Origin of the sequence: Sphingomonas glacialis, assembly GCF_014653575.1 — a bacterium.
GTDB lineage: Bacteria > Pseudomonadota > Alphaproteobacteria > Sphingomonadales > Sphingomonadaceae > Sphingomonas > Sphingomonas glacialis.
On sequence record NZ_BNAQ01000002.1, the window covers coordinates 457,501 to 478,476 of the forward strand.

General features: G+C 67.4%; 12 protein-coding genes. 4 read left to right on the top strand and 8 right to left on the bottom strand.

Annotated features, from left to right (window positions below; genetic code table 11):
• The first annotated feature begins 34 nt into the window (after nt 1–34).
• Nucleotides 35–4,639 carry an NAD-glutamate dehydrogenase gene (locus IE187_RS08785; protein ID WP_189675919.1) on the top strand — a complete coding sequence of 1,535 codons (4,605 nt, stop codon included), beginning with the start codon at nt 35–37 and terminating at the stop codon, nt 4,637–4,639.
• A gap of 132 nt (nt 4,640–4,771) precedes the next feature.
• Here IE187_RS08785 and IE187_RS08790 read toward each other — a convergent pair whose 3' ends face one another.
• Genes IE187_RS08790 through IE187_RS08810 form a run of 5 tightly spaced genes read right to left on the bottom strand, consistent with a single transcriptional unit; the run spans nt 4,772 to nt 10,103 of the window.
• Complete coding sequence (locus tag IE187_RS08790) at nt 4,772–5,890, bottom strand: PepSY-associated TM helix domain-containing protein (protein ID WP_189675920.1); 1,119 nt, start codon at nt 5,888–5,890, stop codon at nt 4,772–4,774.
• A complete protein-coding gene (locus IE187_RS08795; RefSeq protein WP_189675921.1) occupies nt 5,891–6,574 on the bottom strand; it encodes a Fe2+-dependent dioxygenase in 684 nt (227 codons plus the stop codon).
• Complete coding sequence (locus tag IE187_RS08800; RefSeq protein ID WP_189675922.1) at nt 6,568–7,311, bottom strand: tetratricopeptide repeat protein; 744 nt, start codon at nt 7,309–7,311, stop codon at nt 6,568–6,570. Before IE187_RS08800 ends, IE187_RS08795 begins: the two co-directional genes overlap by 7 nt.
• On the bottom strand, nt 7,311–9,776 hold the full coding sequence (locus tag IE187_RS08805) for a TonB-dependent receptor (protein ID WP_189675923.1): 2,466 nt from the start codon (nt 9,774–9,776) through the stop codon (nt 7,311–7,313). The genes IE187_RS08800 and IE187_RS08805 overlap by 1 nt, the downstream gene beginning before the upstream one ends.
• A 48-nt stretch (nt 9,777–9,824) precedes the next feature.
• A complete protein-coding gene (locus IE187_RS08810; RefSeq protein WP_229839315.1) occupies nt 9,825–10,103 on the bottom strand; it encodes a ribbon-helix-helix domain-containing protein in 279 nt (92 codons plus the stop codon).
• Between the two features lie 287 nt (nt 10,104–10,390).
• Between IE187_RS08810 and IE187_RS08815 the strand changes: the two genes are divergently transcribed.
• Entirely contained in the window at nt 10,391–11,062 is a 672-nt protein-coding gene (locus IE187_RS08815; protein ID WP_189675925.1) for a hypothetical protein, read from the top strand.
• 56 nt (nt 11,063–11,118) lie between these two features.
• Here the strand turns inward: IE187_RS08815 and cobT are convergent, their stop codons facing one another.
• Both cobT and IE187_RS08825 read right to left on the bottom strand, forming a co-directional pair.
• Complete coding sequence (gene cobT, locus IE187_RS08820) at nt 11,119–12,948, bottom strand: cobaltochelatase subunit CobT (protein WP_189675926.1); 1,830 nt, start codon at nt 12,946–12,948, stop codon at nt 11,119–11,121.
• Nucleotides 12,949–13,096: 148 nt separating this feature from the next.
• Nucleotides 13,097–14,113: an SDR family oxidoreductase gene (locus IE187_RS08825; RefSeq protein ID WP_189675927.1), complete on the bottom strand. Its 1,017-nt coding sequence runs from the start codon at nt 14,111–14,113 to the stop codon at nt 13,097–13,099.
• A gap of 119 nt (nt 14,114–14,232) precedes the next feature.
• On the opposite strand from IE187_RS08825, the gene acs reads away from it, so the two are divergent.
• Nucleotides 14,233–16,173, top strand: coding sequence for an acetate--CoA ligase (gene acs / locus IE187_RS08830; protein ID WP_189675928.1), 1,941 nt, complete (start codon nt 14,233–14,235; stop codon nt 16,171–16,173).
• Between the two features lie 161 nt (nt 16,174–16,334).
• Here the strand turns inward: acs and IE187_RS08835 are convergent, their stop codons facing one another.
• Nucleotides 16,335–19,175, bottom strand: a complete 2,841-nt coding sequence (locus IE187_RS08835) for an Rne/Rng family ribonuclease (protein ID WP_229839316.1) — start codon at nt 19,173–19,175, stop codon at nt 16,335–16,337.
• 566 nt (nt 19,176–19,741) lie between these two features.
• Here IE187_RS08835 and IE187_RS08840 point away from each other — a divergent pair.
• Nucleotides 19,742–20,956 carry an N-acetylmuramoyl-L-alanine amidase gene (locus IE187_RS08840; RefSeq protein ID WP_189676239.1) on the top strand — a complete coding sequence of 405 codons (1,215 nt, stop codon included), beginning with the start codon at nt 19,742–19,744 and terminating at the stop codon, nt 20,954–20,956.
• Nucleotides 20,957–20,976: the final 20 nt, after the last annotated feature.

Here is a 20,976-nt window from a genome sequence, read left to right on the forward strand (position 1 = left end):
GAGGTCGCGCAGCGTCGGGCGCATAGGGGCCCGCATGGCTAAAACCACGCTGAAATCGCTGTCGGACGCGCTTGCTGCCCGACTGACCAAGGGTGCTCTTCCGGGCGAAATACAGGGGTTCGGCAAGACCGAGCGAATCGACGCTGCCGCGTTCGTCGCCGCGACTGCCGAGCGGCGCAGTCCCGGCACCGCGAGGATCGCGCTCGAGCCGCTGCCCGGTACCGACCCGCGCCGCCGGATGCGGCTGGCGATCGTCAATGACGACATGCCCTTCCTCGTCGACTCGATCGCCGCGACGATCGGAGCACACGACATTTCGATCGACCGGATCATCCACCCCGTGCTCGGTGTGATTCGCGACGCCGACGGCCAGTTGGTCGACGTCGACGATTCGGGGCCTGCCGAATCGATGATCTATATCGAGCTCGAACGCGCCGATGCGCGCGAGCGGCGCGATCTGGTGGCCGAGCTCGAACGCAATCTCGCCGATGTCCGCGCCGCGGTGCAGGACTGGCAGGCGCTGCAGGACGCGATGGCAGCCGACATCGCGACGCTCCCGGCGGGCGAAGGCGCCGAGATGCTCGCCTGGTTGCTCGATCGCAACTTCACCTTGCTCGGCCACGAACTGTGGCGCGGCACGACCGAGACGACGCTCGGCCTCGCGCGCAATCCGCAGCCGGTGCCGATGCTTGCCGAAGCATCGCGCACACTCGCGATCCAGTGGTTCGAAAAGGGTGGCGAGGCGCCGCTGCTGCTCAAGTCCAATCTCATCTCGAGCGTCCATCGCCATCTCCCGCTCGATCTTGCCGTCGTGCCGGTGCGCGAGAAGAAGAAGATCGTCGGCGTTTCGATCCATGCCGGGCTGTGGACCAGCAGCGCGCTCAACGCCGCGCCGCAGGATGTGCCCGTGCTGCGCAAGCATCTGGCCGCGCTTGAGCAGAAGTTCGGCTTCGATCCCAAGGGGCATACCGGCAAGGCGCTGACGCACGCGCTCGCCGCGCTGCCGCATGATCTGATCACCGCCTTCACCCCCGAAGCGCTCGAAGAGGTCGCGCTCACCGCGATGTCGCTGGCGGACCGCCCGCGGCCGAAATTGGTCCTGGTGCGCAGCGTGCTCGGGCGGCATCTGTTCGCCTTCGTCTGGCTGCCGCGCGACGACCTGACCACCGCGCGGCGCATCGCGATCGGGGACATGCTGGTCGAGGCGGCGCATGGCGGGCTGCTCAACTGGGCGATCGCGATGGACGACGTCACCGCGCTCATCCGTTTCACGATCGACGTGCGCGGCGGCGGGGTGATGCCCGATACGGCGACGCTCGATGCGCGGATCGCGCGGATGGTGCGCGGCTGGGTGCCTGCGGTTGAGGCTGCGCTTGCCGATTTGGTCGAGCCGGCGCGCGCCACGCGGCTTGCGTTGCGCCATGCAACCACCTTCCCGGCGGGCTATCGCGCCGCCAACACCGCCGAGGAAGCCGCGCAGGACATCATCCGCCTCGCGCGGCTCGAGAACGCCGAGGACCGGTCGGTGCGGATGTACCGCGACGCACACGGCGCGGCGCGGTTGAAGATCTACCGCCAGGGCGGCGCGCTGGCACTGTCCGACGCGGTCCCGGTGCTCGAGAATTTCGGCTTCCGCGTGATCGAGGAGTTGCCGACCGCGCTTGCCGATGACGAGCAGGGCTTCGTGCATGAATTCCTCGTCGAGGCGGCGGGCGTGCGGCTTTCGGCCGATACGACGGTGCTCGAGGATGCGATCCAGGCGGTGCTCGAGGGCAAGGCCGAGAATGACGCGTTCAACCGGCTGATCGTCGATGCCGCGATGGCGCCGGCGTCGGTGCTGCTGTTCCGCGCGTGGTTCCGCTATCTGCGCCAGGCCGGGCTGACCTATGGTCTCGTCACCGTGGTCGATGCGCTGCGGCGTGCGCCGAAGGTCGCCGCGGCGCTGATCGAGCGTTTCGCCGCTGCGCACGATCCGGCGCGCGCGCGCTCAGGCGTCGAGGCCGCCGATGCGGCGATCGACACCGGGCTCGACGCGGTCTCGGCGATCGACGACGATCGCATCCTGCGCAGCTTGCGCAGCGTGATCGCAGCGACGCTGCGCACGAACGCGTTTGCCTCAGCCGGGCAGATCGCGCTCGCGTTCAAGCTCGACAGCCACCTCATCCCCGGCCTCCCCGCCCCCGTGCCGTGGCGCGAGATCTGGGTCTATTCACCGCGCGTCGAGGGCATCCATTTGCGCGCCGGCCCGGTCGCGCGCGGGGGCCTGCGCTGGTCCGACCGACGCGACGATTTCAGGACGGAAATTCTCGGGCTGATGAAGGCGCAGCGCGTCAAGAACGCCGTGATCGTGCCGACCGGCGCGAAGGGCGGCTTCTACCCCAAGCAGCTCCCGTCGGCGTCGAACCGCGACGCGTGGCTCGCCGAGGGGACCGAGAGCTACCGCGTTTTCATCCGCACGCTGCTGTCGATCACCGACAATATCGTCGAGGGCGCGGTGGTGCACCCCGCCGACGTCGTGATCCATGACGGCGACGATCCCTATTTCGTCGTCGCCGCCGACAAGGGCACCGCGACCTTCTCCGACGTCGCCAATGCGATCGCGCTCGAGCACAATTTCTGGCTCGGCGATGCGTTCGCGAGTGGTGGATCGGTCGGCTACGATCACAAGGCGATGGGGATCACTGCCAAGGGCGCGTGGGTCAGCGTCCAGCGCCACTTCGCCGAGCGCGGCATCGACGTGCAAACGCAACCGATTCGCGTCGTCGGCTGCGGCGACATGTCGGGCGACGTGTTCGGCAACGGCATGCTGCTCAGCCAGACATTGAAGATCGTCGCGGCGTTCGACCATCGCCACATCTTCCTCGATCCCGACCCCGATCCTGCGAAGAGCTGGGCCGAGCGCGCGCGCATGTTCGCCCTCCCCCGCTCGTCATGGGCGGATTACGACGCGTCGGTCATCTCGAAGGGCGGCGGCGTGTTCGCGCGCACCGACAAGGTGATCAAGCTCTCCAAGCAGATCCGCGCCGCGCTCGGCATCGAGGCGAGCGAGATCGAGCCCGGTGCGCTGATTTCGCTGATCCTCAAGGCTCCGGTCGACCTGATCTGGTTCGGCGGCATCGGCACCTATGTGAAGGCGCGCGCCGAGAACAACATCGCGGTCGGCGACCCCGCGAACGACCGGCTGCGCGTCGATGCGGAGGACCTGCGCGCCACCGCGATCGGCGAAGGCGCGAACCTGGGCGTCACGCAGGCCGCGCGCATCGCCTTTTCGGCGCGTGGTGGACGGATCAACACCGACTTCATCGACAATTCGGCAGGCGTCGATTGCTCGGATAACGAGGTCAACATCAAGATCGCGCTCAACCGCGAGATGATCGAGGGCCGGCTTGGCTATGAGAAGCGCAACACCTTCCTCGCGAGCATGACCGACGACGTCGCGCACATCGTGCTCGAGGACAATCGCCTGCAGACGCTCGCTTTGTCGATCGCCGAGGCTGACGGCGCGCGCGACGTGCCGAGCTATGTCCGGCTGATCGAGATCTTCGAGGCGAGCGGTTCGCTCGACCGCGTCGTCGAAGGGCTGGCGGGCAATGACGATCTGCTGCGCCGCTCGGCCGAAGGGCGCGGGCTTACGCGACCCGAGCTCGCCGTGCTGCTGGCAACCGCCAAGCTCGCGCTGCAGGCCGCGATCGAGCGGTCGGATCTGGGGGCGGATGCCGAACTCCTGCCCGATCTCCACGCCGCCTTCCCGCCGGCGATGCGCAAGAAGTTCGCGAGCGCAATCGACCAGCATCGCCTCCGCGGCGAGATCATCGCGACCAAGCTTGCCAACCGGATCGTCAACCGGATGGGCGTGCTCTATCCCTTCGAGCTCGCCGAGGAAGAGGGCGCGGCGATGAGCGACATCGCGGCGAACTTCGTCGTCGCCGAACGGCTGTTCGACCTGCCCGAATTGTGGCGCGAGATCGAGACCGCCGAGATGCCCGAAGCGGCGCGGATCGCGCTGTTCGACGAGGTCGCGGTGGCGACGCGCTCGCAGATCGCCGATCTGTTGCGCGTCACGCGCGGCGGCAGCCGTCCGGGTGACGTGCTCGCGCGGCTGTCGAAGGGCATTCGCGAACTCGATAAGCAGACCAAGGCGCTGCTGCTCGAGGAAGCGAGTGCGCAGAGCGCGCGGATCGCCGCGACGCTCGAGACCGCAGGCGCGCCGGGCAAATTGGTGCAGAAGGTCGTGCGGCTGTTCGAGCTCGATGGTGCGGTCGGGCTGGCCGATCTCGGCGAGCGGCTCGGGATCGACGAGGCGGTGCTGACGCGCGCCTTCACGCGGCTGGGGCAAGCGCTGGGTCTCGACTGGGCGCAGGCCAATGCCGCGCGGATCGCCTCGAGCGACCCGTGGGAGCGGTTGCTGATCGCAGGGCTGGCGCGCGATTTCCAGCAGCTGCGGCTCGAGTTCCTCGGTCGCGGCGCGAACGGGAACGGGAGCGATCCGCAGGCGCTGGTCGAAGGCTGGCTGGCGGAGAATGCCGGCCGCGTCGCGCAGTTCAAGGCGGTGATCGATCGCGCGCGGCTTGCGCCGGCGCCGAATGCGGCGATGCTGGCGCAGATCGCGGGCCAGGCGCGCGTTCTGCTGGGCCGGTAGCAGCCCTCCACAACCGTCACCCCGGACCTGTTCCGGGGTCCACCGGGATGCGCGACCTGCCTTGGCAGTTCGTGCGGCACGGTGGACCCCGGGACGAGCCCGGGGTGACGTTTCAGAAGTAGGCCAGCCAGATCAGCTTAGGACAACAGCTTCACCCCGCGCGCGCTGGCGCGCCTTGAGCTGCGCGCGCCAGCCGCGCGACCGCCACCACATGATGATCCCGGTAACCGCGAGGATCGCGGGCAGCAGCCCGCCGAGGAAGATCACGATCTGCCAGACGAGCCCCATCCGGGTGCCGTCGTGGATCCGCCGCATCGTCCGCGCGAGTGGTTCGCGTGGCTCGGGCACGACCTTTGCGGCACCATCGGCGTCGGCGACCGTCACGGCGCGGGCATCGTGCGCGATGCCGAGCGTCCACACCGGCTTTTGATCGGTCGGCCAATCGACCTTGGTGATGGCACCCGGCGACACGGCGTTGCCGCGCGCGATGACCGCGTCGAGCGCGAGCTTGGGTGTCGCAAGCGGCAGCGGCCGCTGGCCACCCGCCCGCGCACCGGGCTTGCCGCCCGCCCCACCCTGCGCGCCGCCGAACACTTGCGGGAACGAGATCCAAGCCCCCGTCAGCGACAACACGAACAGCGGTAGCGCGATCCAGAAGCCGAGCAGGTGATGCAGATTGGTATCGGTGTTGCGATGCCGCCGCCAGCGCAGGCCCCTGGCCCAGCGCCCGACGGTCGGCCACCAAAGCCACAGCCCCGACACGCAGGACAGCAGCATCGCCACCCCGATCCAGCCGACCACTTGCCGCCCGACGCCGGGAATCAGCAGCGATCCGTGGATCATGTGGAAGGTGCGGATCAGCCCTCCGCCGCTACCCGCGCTGTCGAGCACATGCGCGGTCGCCGGATCGATCCAGACGGTCTTGCGGGGCGGCGGTCCGGCGGTACGCTTGGCGGTCGATGCGGTGCTCGCCACCACGATGACGGGCTCGCCCGCCGCCGCCGGCAGCGCGAGCGAGGCGATCCGGTCGCCAGACGCGAGCACGCCGCGCGCCGAAGCGACATAGCGCTGCATCGGCTGCAGCCCGCTTCCGCTCGTCGCATAGCGCTGCGGGTTGATCGCGTGGTCGAGTGCATCGTCCCACACCAGGGCGGCGCCGGTCACCGAGAGCGGGATGATCGCCACCGCGAGGATCAGGCCGATCCATTTGTGCACCTGGAACCAGGCGTTGCGCATTCCGATCTTGCTCACTCAGACCTCCGCCCAACGGCGTAAAAGATTATGATAGACGCCGGTCAGCCGAACGATCTCGGCATCCCCCTGCCCGACACGCGCGCCGAGCGACTGGATCGCGGTGTCGAGCTCGAACAGCATCGCGCGCGCTTCGGTGTCGCGCACCATCGACTGGATCCAGAAGAACGAGGCGACACGCATCCCGCGGGTCACCGGCGCGACATGGTGCAGGCTCGACGCCGGATAGAGCACCAAATGACCCGCGGGCAGCTTGACGCTTTGCTCGCCGAACTGCGTCTGGATGACGAGCTCGCCGCCGTCATAGCTGTCGGGGTCGGCGAGGAAGAGCGTCGCCGACAGGTCGCTGCGGATGCGATAGTCGCTGCCGCGGCGGATGCGGATCGCGCTGTCGACATGCGCGCCGAACCCGTCGCCGGTCGCGTAGCGGTTGAACAGCGGCGGAAACACCTTGAGCGGAAGCGCCGCCGCAACGAACAGTGGCGAGGCGGCGAGCGCATCGAGCACGATCGCTCCACCAGCGCGTGCAGCCTGCGAATCCTCGGGCAGTTGCGCATTGTGCTTGGCGAGCGCGGACTGGTGCCCCGACGTGGCGTTGCCGTCGATCCAGTCGCTCGCATCGATCATCGCGCGGAGCGTAGCGACCTGTGCCGCATCGAAGAGATCCGGGATGACCGTCAGCATGCGGCCCCCCGGATCGCCTGAACCCCGCGTACGCGGAAGGCACCGATGTCGGAGGCCGCAAGCCACGCCGCGGCTTTCTCGACGAACGCCGGCGTCGCGCTCGCGCCGGCGCGCTTGAGCCAGCCGATCGCATCCTCGATCCGGCCCGCCGCGCCGAGCATCCGCGCATGGTTGAAGCACCCGCGAAAATCGCCGCCCTGCGCCGCGCGGGCATAGCACAACGCCGCCGCACGCATGTCGCGTGCGACGACCCAGCCGTCTTCATGGAAGCTGCCGACGAAGTTGATCGCCTTGGCCCCTGCCAAATTTCTACCGAGCGCCGCTGCCTTGCGGAACCACGCGAGCGCCGCCGGTCGGTCCTCGGCCACGCCGTCGCCGAGCGCGAGCAGGGTCGCGTAATTGTACATTCCCCAGTCGAGCCCACGCTCGGCCGCGATGCGGTAGCAATCCGCCGCGCGGCGTTTGTCGGGCGGCGTGCCCCAGCCGAGATCGTAGCACCGACCGACCATGTTGATCGCCATCAGGTGATGCTGCGCCGCCGCGCGCGTGAACCAGCCGAGCGCGGCGCGTGGATCCGTGGCGACGCCGATCCCGTCGAGCAGCATCTGCCCATAGACCGCCTGCGCCTCGGCCTCGCCCGCTTCGGCACAGGCGCGGATGAACGCCGCGCGTTCCGCCGGTGGTGCGGCAAGCCGCGCGGCGATCTCGTCGCGTGACAGCGCCGTGACATCCTCCATCAGAACTTCGCCGTGAGCGTGCCGAACACGGTGCGTCCGGGAGCGATCGATGCGTAATGGTTGGTGTAGGTCTGGTTGAAATAGACCTTGTCGGTCAGGTTTTGCGCGTTGACCGAGAGCTGGAGGTTCGGCGTTAGCTGATAGCTCGCGCGGGCATCGAAGCGCCAATAGGCGGGCACGCCGCGCGCGAACTGGACCGTCGCGGGGGCGACCGTCACCACGCCTGCCGCATTCTGCGTCGCGCTGCGATTGTCGGCGTAGCCGCCATAGATGCGGCTCGAGTAGATCGCGCTGCCGCCGAGCTGGAAGCGCTTGGTGACTTCGTAATTGGTCGTCGCGGTGAAGCTGTGTTTCGCGATCTGCGGCACTTGCCGGCCGGTATTGGCCGAGGCGACATAGACCGTGGTTGCCGCCGCAGCGCCATTCGCCGCCACGGCGAGCGCGCTCCGACCGCCATCGACCACCTTGGCATCGAGATAGGTGTAACCGCCGAACACCGTCCATCCCGGCAGCACCGCGCCCGATGCGGTGAGCTCGAGCCCGCGGATCCGCGTGCGGCCGATAAAGGCGACGCTGCCGCCATCGGCGGTGACGCGCGCGTTCTGGATGTCGGTCTGGAACACCGCTGCTGCGAGCGCGAGCTTTTCGTGGAACACGCTCGCCTTCGCGCCGAGCTCGTACGACTTGGTCTTCTGCACCTTGAGCGAGTCGAGCACCGAAAGCGTGGCAACCGTCGTCGGCAGCGCATTGTCCTCGCGACCCTCGCCGAGCAGGCTGTTGGGCGGCGTCGCGGCGGTGGCGTAGCTGGCGTAGAGGCTGGTTTCCTTGGTCGGCTTGAACACGAGGCCGGCCTGCCAGTTGAACAGTTCGTCGGTGCGCGACACGCGCAGCGGCACCGCGCCGACCGCGAAGGGCAGCGTCACGGTCGATTTGAAGCGATCGAAGCGCGCACCGACATTGAGGATCAGTTGTGGGAGCAGCGTGATCGAGTCGAAGCCATAGAGCGCGATCGTCTGCGCGTCGTTCTGCGTCTCGGTGTTGCTGGCGCCGCGGACGATCGGTGTCTGCACGCTCGACGTGTCGCTGGTATAGTTGACGAAGGGGTCGTTGGGGTTGGGGTTGAACAGGCTCGTGCAATAATAGCGCGCAAGCGTCGCGGTCGTGCAGCGCGGCGTCAGCGTCGAGCCCGAGGCGACGACATAGGTGCCGCGCCGCGTCTTCTCCCACGCGAGTTCGGTGCCGACCGCGAAGCTGTGCTTGATGCTGCCGGTCTTGAAGCTGCCGCTGAGATCGGTCTGGTTGATCAGCGCCTTGCTATAGCCATAGCGCGTGTTCGCGCGCCGCCAGACATAGCCGCCACTCGTCAGATTGCCGCCGGTATTGGTCGTCGTCGTGCCGAAGACGTTGCCCGTGCTGTCGTCGGGCAGCAGGAAGATATAGGCCTGCGTGTCATGGTTGAAGCGCGCGGTGTTGCGCAGCGTGATCCCGCCGCCGAAATCATGCTCGACCCGCAGCGTCGCCTGGTTGGTCGTCGCGTCGCGGAAGTCGCGGTTCTTGAGACCGTAGAAGGTGTTGCGCGAGATCGTCCCCGTCTGGCCGCCGCGCGTCGTGACGGTGCCGATCGCGGGCGTCGTGAAGACAGTGCCCGCGGGCAGCGCGCAATTGGTGGCCGTGCAGACGTTGAGATAGGGAATACCGCTGTCGGGGAGCTCATGGCTCTCGAGCCGGTAGAAGCCGACCGTTAGCCTCGTCGGCGTGCCGAGCCCGAAGGTGACGCTCGGCGCGATGCCCCAGCGCCGCGCGGAGACCGCGTCGCGCCCGGCGACGTCCTGGTCGTGCCACACGCCCTCGATCCGGAACGCCGCGGTGTCGCTGACGCGCAGGTTCACATCGGCGGTGACGCGCTTGTAATCGGCATTGCCGTACGAGACGCTCGCCGATCCGAAGCTGCTCGCTTGTGGGAGCTTCGAGAGGATGTTGATCGTCCCACCGGCGCTCCCGCGGCCGCCGAGCGTCGAGTCCGAGCCGCGCACGATCTGCACCGAATCGACCGCGAACACTTCGCGGCTCTGCGAGGCGAGATCGCGCACGCCGTCGACGTAAAGGCTGCCCTGGCTGTCGAACCCGCGGATGAACGGGCGGTCGCCGATCGGGTTGCCGCCCTCGGCCGCGCCGAAGGTGATGCCGGGAACGGTGCGCAGCGCGTCGGCGAGGCTGTTCGATCCGGTCTGCGCGATCGTGTCCTTGTTGAGCACGAGGATCGACTTGGGCGTGTCGAGCAGCGGCGCGACTTGCTTGGGATCGGTGCGGCGCTGGCCCTGGACGACGATATCGAGCTTGGCGTCGGGATCCATGTCGTTCGCCGCGGCGGGCGGCGCATCCTCGGCGAACGCCGGATGGCTGGCGAACGCGCCGACGCACGAGAGAGCGAGATAGACGGGCTTGCGGACGGCAGAAGGTGTCAAAGCGGTTTCCCCTTGTGGGACCACCGCTATTGCGAGTCACTCGCACTGTCAACCTTGTTGCGAATGAGTATCACTAGTGATTGCTTGGATGTCGGAAAGGATCCAGCTTCGCAGCGCGCTTGCGAGGTTGGGCGGATCCTCGGCAACGATCCGCAGCGCGTCGATCTGCGCGATGAGCGCGTTGAGCGGCAGCGCGCGCCGCGCCGCCGCGGCTTCGAGCACGTGCCAGAAGACGGGCTCGAGACTGATCGACGTGGCATGCCCCGCGATCGTCACCGAGCGTTTGACGGGGCCGATAAAGCCGGCGGCGGGTGGTGTGACGGTCATGGGGCTGGTCATACCATGGGCGGGATCCGTTTCGACAATGCTCGGACCTTGAAGTCTGTCAGTGTCGAGAGTGTCGGTTACGTGCTTGACTCGATTGACCCCAAGACGTGCAGTTTACAACGGCGATCGTTTCCGTTTTGCGCGGATGGCGGCGTGCAGGTTCGACGATTTCAAAGAACGTGCCGATCATACCATAATAGCGGCGATGTAGGACAGCGCGATGACAGCAAAGATCGGAACAAACAAACAATTGCGAAGATTTGGCATTGGCGAGTAACACTGTGAGGATGACCGCCGAACAACATGCCAGACTATGGGCCTTCGTTCGGGGGGAGAGCGACGAGATCAGCTTCGAAAGGTGGTTTCTCGCGCAGGACGATCTCGAAGTGCCGCTCGGCGGAGGCCTGCACTGGAACCTTGCTTCAGCCGATTATCGCGACAGGGACGTCGTATGGGAGCTTCGTAATTCGCTTGCTCAGCGCCTCGAGGCGCACGAGAAGTGCAAATGTGCTTCAATTCCGGACCTTGCCGCCATTCCGATGGGTGGTGACGGACTTGATGAGCGTGTATTTGCGACGATTGAAAATGTCCGAGATCACGGAGGCGATCTTTGGTGGCTTCACCTTTCGAAATGTAGCGCGTGTGGCCAGCATTGGATGATCGCTCAGGAGGAGCGCATTTTTGACGAATACTTTTTGCGACGTGTCAGCAAAGAAACGGCAAAAGGTATTCTAGAGCATGCTTGGCCAGATGAATTCATAACCTACGAGCGCGTTTTGAAAATTGGCCACACATTCGCCACACCGTGTGTTTTCGTGGACCCAATGTCAGGATCATTGATCTGGTCAGCACACGATTTGCAAAAGGCGCGTCCCGAAATCACCGTTGACGAGATCGCCCGCTTGCTTGGAGTGACGCCTATGAACGCGAAGCACCTGCTTCAGGCGAAGGGCGGCTAACCGCCAAAGCCAGACCTGCCCATCGCGACTTCCCAGCCCCCGCCGAACCGCCACCCTCAAGGCGTATCGAACAGTGCCGCCAACTGCTCGATGATCGTCCCGCCCAACTGCTCGGCATCCATGATCGTCACTGCGCGCGCATAATAGCGCGTCACGTCGTGCCCGATCCCGATCGCCGCCAGCTCGACCGGCGATTTCGACTCGATCCAGCCGATCACCTGGCGCAGGTGCCGCTCGAGGTACGACCCCGAATTGACCGACAGCGTCGAATCATCGACCGGCGCGCCGTCCGAGATGACCATCAGGATCTTGCGCTCCTCGGGCCGCGCGATCAGCCGCGAATGCGCCCAGAGCAGCGCCTCGCCGTCGATATTCTCCTTGAGCAGACCCTCGCGCATCATCAGCCCGAGCGATGGCCGCGCGCGGCGCCACGGCTCGTCGGCCTTCTTGTAGACGATGTGGCGCACGTCGTTGAGCCGCCCCGGTTGCGGCGGTCGCCCCGCGGCGAGCCAGGTCTCGCGGCTCTGCCCGCCCTTCCAGGCGCGCGTGGTGAAGCCGAGGATCTCGGTCTTGACGCCGCAACGCTCGAGCGTGCGCGCCAGGATGTCGGCGCTGATCGCCGCGATCGAGATCGGGCGGCCGCGCATCGAGCCCGAATTGTCGATCAGCAGCGTGACGACGGTGTCGCGGAAATCGGTCTCGCGCTCGATCTTGTAGCTCAGCGACAGTGTCGGGTTGACGATGATCCGCGCGAGCCGCGCCGCATCGAGGATCCCTTCCTCCTGGTCGAAATCCCAGCTGCGGTTCTGCTGCGCCATGAGGCGGCGCTGGAGCCGGTTGGCGAGCTTGGTCACCGCGCCCTGCAGATGGACGAGCTGCTGGTCGAGATACGAGCGCAGCCGCGCGAGCTCGTCGGCGTCGCACAGGTCGGTCGCCGCGATTACCTCGTCGTAAGACGTGGTCCACGCCTTGTACTCGAACTGCGACGACGGGTCGGACAGCGGGCGGTTGGGGCGGACGGGGAGCATCCCCTCCTCGCCTTCGTCACCGGGTTCGCCATCCATGTCGTCGAACGAATCGTCGCCCTGCTCGGTGCCCTCGCCCTCTTCGCTATCGGCCTCGGTCTCAGAGCCGCGCGCCTCGATCTCGCCCTGGCCCTGCTCGCCTTCGTCCTCGCCCTCGTCGCCCTGATCGTCCTGCTGATCCTCGCTGCCCTCTTCCTCCGATCCGCCTTCATCGGCCTCGTCGGGGATCATGTCGCCTTCGATCAGCTCGAGATCCTCAAGCAGCTTGGTGGCAAGGCCCGCAAAGGCGCGCTGATCGTCGATCGCGAGGCCGAGCGCATCGAGGTCGCGCCCCGCCTTCTGCTCGATCCAGTCGCGCACCAGATCGAGCCCGGCGACCGTTCCCTCGGGCGGCGGCGCTCCCGTCAGCCGCTCGCGCACCATCAGCGCGAGCGCGGTCGACAGCGGAACTTCGTCGCGGTTTCGTGCGCGCGTGATCGGATCGGCGCGCAGCCGCGTCTCGAGCGCGCGGTCGAGATTGGCGGTGATCCCGGCATAGCCTCGGCTCCCGAGCGCCTCGACCCGCGCCGTCTCGACCGCATCGAACACCGCGCGCGCCACCGCGTCGCCGGGTGCGCCCTTGGCGTGAAGCGCGGTGTCGTGATGCCGCAGCCGCAGCGCGAAGCCATCGGCGAACCCACGCGCCTCGGCGACTTGCTCGGGCGGGAGCGTGCGCGCAGGCATCGGCACCTTGATATGCTTGCCGCTTTGCGCGGGCGCGTCGGCAGTGAAGGCGAGCTCGATCTCGGGCTCGTGCGCGACCGCGCGCGCAGTGCCGCCGAGCACCGCCTTGAAACGATCGAGCGGGGTATCAGTGGCCACGGTTCGACTCCGGCAATGCGGTACGCGCAGGGGCAGGAAGAGCAGAGCGATACATCATGCGCCCCTGCTATCAGATGAGCGCGGCGCGGAAAGCCGCAATCTTAGCGTCCGCGACGCTACAGCGAGGATTTCGCGCCCGCCGCCGCGCTCAAACCCGGACGATCCCGCGCTCGAGCAAGCTGTGCGCGGTATCGAGAATCGTCGTGCGCGCATCGCGCGTCTGCCACCCGAGCCGCGCGAGCGCGTGGCCGGCATCGAGCGCACGCGTGCGTCCGAGCTCGCCGGTGACCTGGCGGATCGTCGGATCGAACAGCGCGAGCAAACGTACGACGAAATCGGGGATGCCGTGCTTCGGCACCTTGCGCGCTTGCGGGCCGAGGCCATCGCGCAGGATCGCGCCGACCTCGTTCATCCACAGGAACGGGCCCGCGCCGATGAAACGTTCGCCGTCGAGCCCCGGCGTCTCGAGCGCGAGCACATGCAGATCGGCGAGATCGCGCACGTCGACCACCGCGAAACCGAGCCGCGGCGTCCCCGGCACTGACCCGTCGAGCAGCCGCTGGACGAACTGGATCGAGCTCGAGAAATCGTCGCTGAGCAGTGGCCCCAGCACCGCCGACGGATTGACCGAGCAGAACTCCATCCCCGTGCCGTGCGCCGCGATCCAGTCGCGCGCGGCGCGCTCGGCGATCGTCTTCGACTTGATATAGGCGCCGACGCCGGGCGCGGTCGGATCGGTCCAGTCGACTTCGGTGTAGCGCCGCGCATCGCCGCTGTGCCCGTATGCGATCGCCGCGACCGACGAGGTGAGCACGAAGCGCGAAACCCCCGCTGCCTGCGCGAAGTGCAGCGCGCGCAGCGCACCGTCGCGCGCCGGGACGATCAGATCGTCGTCGTTCCTCGGCGCACCCGCCGGAAAGGGCGAGGCGACATGCGCGACATGGCTGCACCCGGCGACCGCCTCGGCCCAACCGGCATCGCTCAGCAGATCGGCGGCGAAAAACGTCAGCGCATCGGGCGCCACGCCGAGCGTCGCGCGGACCTCGGCCTCGCGCGCGAGCGATCGCACCGTGGTGTTGACGTGCCACCCGCGCGCGACGAGCTGGCGGATCAGGAAGCCTGCAATATAACCGCTGCCACCGGTAACCAGGACCGTCTTCGTCATCGCGCGCTCCACCTCTGCCTGGCGATCAGTTGTAGATCGAAACGTGTTGCACGCAAAGCGACTTGACCTTGCCAAGCCGCCCGCTCCCGTCGCACATGGCGCGCGCAGGAGAGCGCGCAATGGCCGATCAGGATCTCTACCCCGTCCCCCCCGAATGGGCCGCGCATGCGCGCGTCGATGGCGCGGGCTACGATCAGATGTACGGGCGCTCGCTCGCCGATCCCGGCAGCTTCTGGCTCGACCAGGCCAAGCGGCTCGACTGGATCAAGCGCCCCGAGATCGCGGGTGACTGGTCGTTCGACAGAAACGACTTCCACATCCGCTGGTTCGCCGACGGCAAGCTCAACGTGTCGGCCAATTGCCTCGACCGGCATCTCGCCAAACGCGGCGGCGAGACCGCGTTGATCTGGGAACCCGACGAACCGAGCGAAGACCCGCGCCGCTTCACCTATGCCGAGCTTCATGCCGAAGTGTGCCGCTTCGCCAACGTGCTCAAGGGCCAGGGCGTGGTGAAGGGCAACCGCGTCACGATCTACATGCCGATGATCCCCGAGGCGGCGTTCGCAGTGCTCGCTTGCGCGCGGATCGGCGCGATCCATTCGGTGGTGTTCGGCGGCTTCTCGCCCGAGGCGCTTGCGGGGCGGATCGAGGATTGCGGGTCGACCATCGTCATCACCGCCGACGAGGGCCGCCGCGGCGGCAAGCGCGTGCCGCTGAAAGCCAATGTCGATGCCGCCGCAGCGAACGCGCCGAGCCTCAGCACCGTCATCGTCGTCAAGGCGACCGGCGGCGCGGTGACGATGCACGACGAGCGCGACGTCTGGTATCACGAGGCGGCCGAGGGTGTCGCCACCATCTGCCCGCCCGAGCCGATGGGTGCCGAGGATCCGCTGTTCATCCTCTATACTTCGGGCAGCACGGGGCAGCCCAAGGGCGTGCTCCACACCAGCGGCGGCTATCTGCTGTGGGCAAGCCTGACGCACGAGCTCGCCTTCGACTATCGTCCCGGCGATGTGTGGTGGTGCGCCGCCGATATCGGCTGGGTGACGGGGCACACCTATATCCTCTACGGCCCGCTCGCCAATGGCGCGACGACGCTGATGTTCGAGGGGCTGCCGACCTGGCCCGACGCGAGCCGGATGTGGCAGATCGTCGACCGCCACAAGGTCACTACGCTCTACACCGCGCCGACTGCGCTGCGCGCGCTGATGAAGGAAGGCGACCGCTTCGTCACCGCGACCGATCGCAGCTCGCTGAAGCTGCTCGGCACCGTCGGCGAGCCGATCAACCCCGAGGCGTGGCGCTGGTATCACGACGTCGTCGGCGAAGGGCGCTGCCCGATCATCGACACCTGGTGGCAGACCGAGACCGGCGGCGCGATGATCGCCCCGCTGCCCGGCGCCACCGCGCTGAAACCCGGTTCGGCGACCAAGCCGCTGCCGGGAATCGACCCGCAACTGCTCGATCCCGAGGGTGTCGTGCTGAACGGCGCGACCTCGGGCAATCTCGTCATCGCGCGGAGCTGGCCCGGCCAGATGCGCGGCGTGTGGGGCGATAGCGATCGCTTCTTCCAGACCTATTTCACCACCTATCCCGGCAAATACATCACCGGCGACGGCGCGCGGCGTGACGAAGACGGCTACTACTGGATCACCGGCCGGGTCGACGACGTGATCAACGTGTCGGGACACCGGATGGGGACGGCCGAAGTCGAGAGCGCGCTCGTGCTGCATCCGCACGTCGCCGAGGCGGCGGTCGTCGGGATGCCGCACGAGATCAAGGGCCAGGGCATCTACGCGTACGTGACGCTCAATTCGGGGCAGGATCCGTCCGACGACCTGCGCAAGGAGCTGGTCGGCTGGGTGCGCAAGGAAATCGGCCCGATCGCCGCGCCCGACAAGGTGCATTTCGCAGCCGGCCTGCCCAAGACGCGCTCGGGCAAGATCATGCGCCGCATCTTGCGCAAGATCGCCGAGGGCGACGTGTCGAGCCTGGGGGATACGAGCACGCTCGCCGATCCGGCGGTGGTCGATGATCTGGTGGCGAACCGGGTGGTTTGAGCCGGGGGCGGATAGCCTCCCGGGCGTCCGTTGCGTTCGAGCGGGTATCGGCCCCGCCGCTCAAACGTCACCCCGGGCTTGTCCCGGGGTGACGATGGATCAGAAAACCTAGAATGACGCGGCCGCAGTCCCTTCACCTGGAAGGGACTGCGGCCCGTTCATCATGCGCCGAACGTGCGCTGCCACCAGCCGCGACGCGGGCTGCCGGCTTCGCCCGGATCGGGATCGATCCCGCCGTCGGGACCGGCCGCGGCGTCATCAGCCGGTGCCGCGCCGTCGAGACCGTCGGCCAGCACGACCGCCGGTGTTTCGGCTTCGGGCGCTGCCGCTTCGGGCGTCACGGCGTCGACCGCCGCTGCCTTGGGCTTGCGCGTGCGCTTGGGCTTAGGCGCGGGCTCCTGCGAGACCGGCACGTCCATCGTCGCGCTGGTTTCGTCCGCAGGCGCCGCTTCGGCCGCAACGGGCTCGACCGCCTTCTTGCGACGCGTGCGCTTCGGCTTGGCGTCGGCGTCGACCGGCGCTTCAGCCGCAACCTCGGCCGGAGCCTCGACCACGGGGGCAGCCGCAGGCTTGGCCTTGGCAGGCTTGGCCTTGACCTCGGCATCGCGTGCCTTGGGACGGCGGCGACCCTTTTTCGGGGCTTCGGCCTCGGCTTCGGCTTCGACCATCGGCGCTTCGGCAACGGGTGCCTCGGCTTCGACGGCTTCGCTCGCTACCGCGTCCTCGGCGTCGGGCGCGCCGGTTTCGCTCGCGACCTGCTCGCCCTCTGCGCGACGTCCGCCGCGACGACCGCGACGTCCGCGACGACGACGACCGCCTTCGCCACCGGCGCCTTCGCCTGCGGCTTCACCGTCGGCTGCGAATGCCGCCTCGGCATCCTCGTCCTGCTCGGCCGTCTTGAGCTCGGCTTCGGCCTCGACCGAATCCTCGGCGTCGGACAGTTCGCCCTCGCCAAGCGCCTCGCCCTCGGCGGCACCCTCACCCTCGGGACGTGCGCGGCCGCGACGCCCGCGACGACGACGGCGGCGGCGCGAACCGGCCTCGTCCTCGCCAGCCGCCGCTTCGCTACGCTCGCGCGGAGCACGCGGCTCGCGTGGCTCGCGGGCGGCCTTGGGCTGTTCCTCTTCCTCTTCCTCGATCTCGTCTTCGATTTCTTCCTCGACGAAATCGTCTTCGACTTCCTCGATCGGCGCGTCGAAGCGCGGCGTGTAGGCCGGCGGCGGACCCGAGACCTCGACCGAGACGCGCGCGCCTTCCTGCTCGCCGTCGGGCGCGATCTCGATCATCACGCCGTAGCGCTCCTCGATCTCGGCCAGCTCGCCGCGCTTGCGGTTGAGCAGGTAGAACGCCGCTTCCTGGCTCGCGCGCAACAGCAGCTGCGACCCGCGACCCTGCGCGGCTTCATCCTCGAGCATGCGCAATGCAGCGATCCCCGACGACGACGCGGTGCGGACGAAGCCCGTCCCTTCGCAATGCGGGCACGGCCGGGTCGACGCTTCGAGCACGCCGGTGCGCAAGCGCTGGCGGCTCATTTCCATCAGCCCGAACGACGAGATGCGACCGATCTGGATGCGCGCACGATCGTTCTTGAGCGCTTCCTTCATCGCCTTCTCGACCTTCCGGACGTTGGACCCGTTGTCCATGTCGATAAAGTCGATGACGACGAGCCCGGCCATGTCGCGCAGGCGCAGCTGGCGGGCGATCTCGGCGGCAGCCTCGAGGTTGGTCGCGGTCGCGGTCTGCTCGATCGAATGCTCGCGCGTCGAACGGCCCGAGTTGATATCGATCGACACCAGCGCTTCGGTCGGGTTGATGACGAGATAGCCGCCCGACTTGAGCTGCACGACCGGGTGGTACATCGCCGAAAGCTGCTCTTCGACGCCGGCGCGCTGGAACAGCGGCACGGGGTCGCTGTAATGCTTCACCTTGCGCGCGTGGCTCGGCATCAGGAGCTTCATGAACTCGCGGGCGTGCTGATAGCCCTCGGTGCCCTCGACGATGACCTCGTCGATCTCCTTGTTATAGATGTCGCGGATCGCGCGCTTCATCAGGTCGCTGTCGCCATAGACGAGCGCAGGCGCCGACGAGGTGAGCGTCGTCTCGCGGATCCCGTCCCACAGCCGGGCGAGATAATCGAAGTCGCGCTTGATCTCCTGGCGCGTGCGCTGGAGGCCTGCGGTGCGCACGATGCAGCCCATCGACGGGGGCAGCTTCATGTCGGCCATGATCGACTTCAGACGCTTGCGATCGCCCGCGTTCGAAATCTTGCGGCTGATCCCGCCGCCGTGCGACGTGTTGGGCATCAGCACGCAATAGCGGCCGGCGAGCGACAGATAGGTCGTCAGCGCGGCGCCCTTGTTGCCGCGCTCTTCCTTCACGACCTGGACGAGCAGCACTTGGCGGCGCCGGATGACGTCCTGGATCTTGTAGCGATGGCGCAGCGAGGTGCGGCGCTGCTGCAGATCGTCGGCGGCATCGTCCGATGCCGAACGCTTGCGGCGACGGCCACGGCCTTCGCCACCGCGCGCTTCGCCCTCGGCGACGACTTCGGTGTCGGGCTCGTGCCCGCCCCCAAGCTCATCGGCGTCGTCGAAACGCTCGACCGACGTTTCGTCTACGTCCGAATCGCGCTCGAAGCCGTCATCTTCATGCTCGTCGTCATGGAGATCGTCTTCGGCGTCCTGCTGGGCGCGCAATGCAGCTTCTTCAGCGGCATGCTCGGCCTCTTCGCGCAGGAGCGCGTCGCGATCTTCCTTGGGGATCTGGTAATAATCGGGATGAATCTCGCTGAAGGCGAGGAACCCGTGGCGGTTGCCGCCGTAATCGATGAATGCGGCCTGCAGCGACGGCTCGACGCGCGTCACCTTGGCAAGATAGATATTCCCCTTGAGCTGCTTGCGCTCGGCACTCTCGAAATCAAACTCTTCGATTCGGTTTCCCTTGACGACAGCAACGCGGGTTTCCTCCCGGTGCCGTGCGTCGATCAGCATACGCGTGGTCATGTAATATTCTCCGGTCGCGCGACGCAGGGTCCAAGGGCGCTGGGCGCCGTGGCGCTGGTCGCGCGCGATCAATGAAAGGGCTGGTCCCGGCGAAAAGGTCGCCTGGTTCGCCGCCCTGGGTTGTTACGAAAACTGCCTCTGCTCGCGCTGCACGCTCTGCCTTCCGGCTTGGAGCACCCCGCGCGCTCGCGATTCCGCCGGCGAAAGCCGGGCGGAGCGAGGGACGGGATAAATGCAGCATGCGAACGTCAACCTGGATGGGCCGCGCCAAAGGATTGTGGGGCGGCCAAGTGGCCCTGAACGCTGCCTGAACCAGGCAGAGGACGGGGTACTGTCTATTGCGTAGCATCCCCTGTCGTGCGCAGCAACTGGCAGCTTTTTGCCGGGCACCGGCAAATCTATGCCTACCCCGGCATTAACCGCACCCGGCAAGGCGGTCTTGCGACCTCGCCCTCTACCCAAGCTGCATGACCGCATCCCCCGCTCCCGCCGATTGTCGTGCCTGCACCGGGCAGCCAACGCCTTTTCGCTTTACCGCCCCTGCGATCCGGCTGCATTACAAGGCGGTGTCGTTCCTCCTCGCATTGCTGGCCTGCTGGTTTGCCGGTGCTCCCGGCTGGGCGGCGTCGATCGAACGCGTCGAGGTGAAGCACGACCGGATCGTGCTGCGCTTCGACCAGCCGATCGCCGATGCGTCGAGCTTCATCCTTGCGCAGCCGCAGCGCATCGCGCTCGACCTCAAGGGCGCGCGGCCGGGCGGCGCGCTGACGAGTGGCGGCGCGATCTCGGCGATGCGGCTCGCGCCACGCGGTCCCGACGGCGTGCGCATCGTGTTCGATCTCGCGCGGCCGACGCTGATCACCGAAGGCCAGTTCGGCCGCGACGGGCGCGAGCTGACGCTCGAATTGCGTACCGTCGACGACACGACCTTTGCCCGCGCCGCAAGCGAGCGCCGGATGCACTTCCTGCCGCCCTTCACGATGGGGCTAGCGCAGGCGGTCGATACGAGCGGCTACCAGGTCACCGTGCCGATCCCGCCCGCGCGGCGCAGCGCAGGCCTGCCGCGGATCTATGGCGACGACGACAGCCGCCCGCTGGTGGTGATCGATGCCGGGCATGGTGGCGTCGATCCGGGCGCAATCTCGCCGCTCGACGGGCGGCGCGAGAAGGACGTGACGCTCAAGATCGCCAAGGCGATCCGCGACGAATTGCTCCGCTCGGGCCGCGTGCGGGTGGCGCTGACGCGCGACGACGATCGCTTCCTCGTGCTGCAGGAACGCTTCGGCATCGCGCGACGGCTGCGCGGGGATCTGTTCATTTCGATCCATTGCGACAGCGTCGGCTCGGGCAATGCGAGCGGAGCGTCGGTCTACACGCTGTCCGAAGTCGCCTCCGACAAGGAATCGGCCAAGCTCGCGGCGCGCGAGAACAAGGCCGACATCATCTCGGGCGTGAACCTCGCCTCGACGTCGGCCGACATCTCCTCGATCCTGATCGACCTGACGCAGCGCGAGACGATGAACGCCTCGGCGAGCTTCGCCCGGCTGCTCGGCCGCGAGGCGCAGCCGCTGATTCCGGTCAAGGCCAACTTCCACCGCATGGCCTCGCTGATGGTGCTGAAGGCGCCCGACATGCCCTCGATCCTGTTCGAGACGGGCTATATCTCGAACCCGCACGACGCCGACTTCATCGACAGCGCCGAGGGCCGCCACAAGATCGCGCAAAGCATCGAACGCGCGGTCCAGGTCCATTTCGCGCGGCGGATGGCATCCAGAGACTAACCCCCTCTCCCAACGGGAGA

Coding starts and splice junctions, on each gene's coding strand:
- IE187_RS08795 (WP_189675921.1), bottom strand. CDS start 6,574: ATGCTGACGGTCATCCCGGATCTCTTCGATGCGGCACAGGTCGCTACG.
- acs (WP_189675928.1), top strand. CDS start 14,233: ATGGCCGATCAGGATCTCTACCCCGTCCCCCCCGAATGGGCCGCGCAT.
- IE187_RS08785 (WP_189675919.1), top strand. CDS start 35: ATGGCTAAAACCACGCTGAAATCGCTGTCGGACGCGCTTGCTGCCCGA.
- IE187_RS08825 (WP_189675927.1), bottom strand. CDS start 14,113: ATGACGAAGACGGTCCTGGTTACCGGTGGCAGCGGTTATATTGCAGGC.
- IE187_RS08800 (WP_189675922.1), bottom strand. CDS start 7,311: ATGGAGGATGTCACGGCGCTGTCACGCGACGAGATCGCCGCGCGGCTT.
- IE187_RS08835 (WP_229839316.1), bottom strand. CDS start 19,175: ATGACCACGCGTATGCTGATCGACGCACGGCACCGGGAGGAAACCCGC.
- IE187_RS08815 (WP_189675925.1), top strand. CDS start 10,391: ATGACCGCCGAACAACATGCCAGACTATGGGCCTTCGTTCGGGGGGAG.
- IE187_RS08810 (WP_229839315.1), bottom strand. CDS start 10,103: ATGACCGTCACACCACCCGCCGCCGGCTTTATCGGCCCCGTCAAACGC.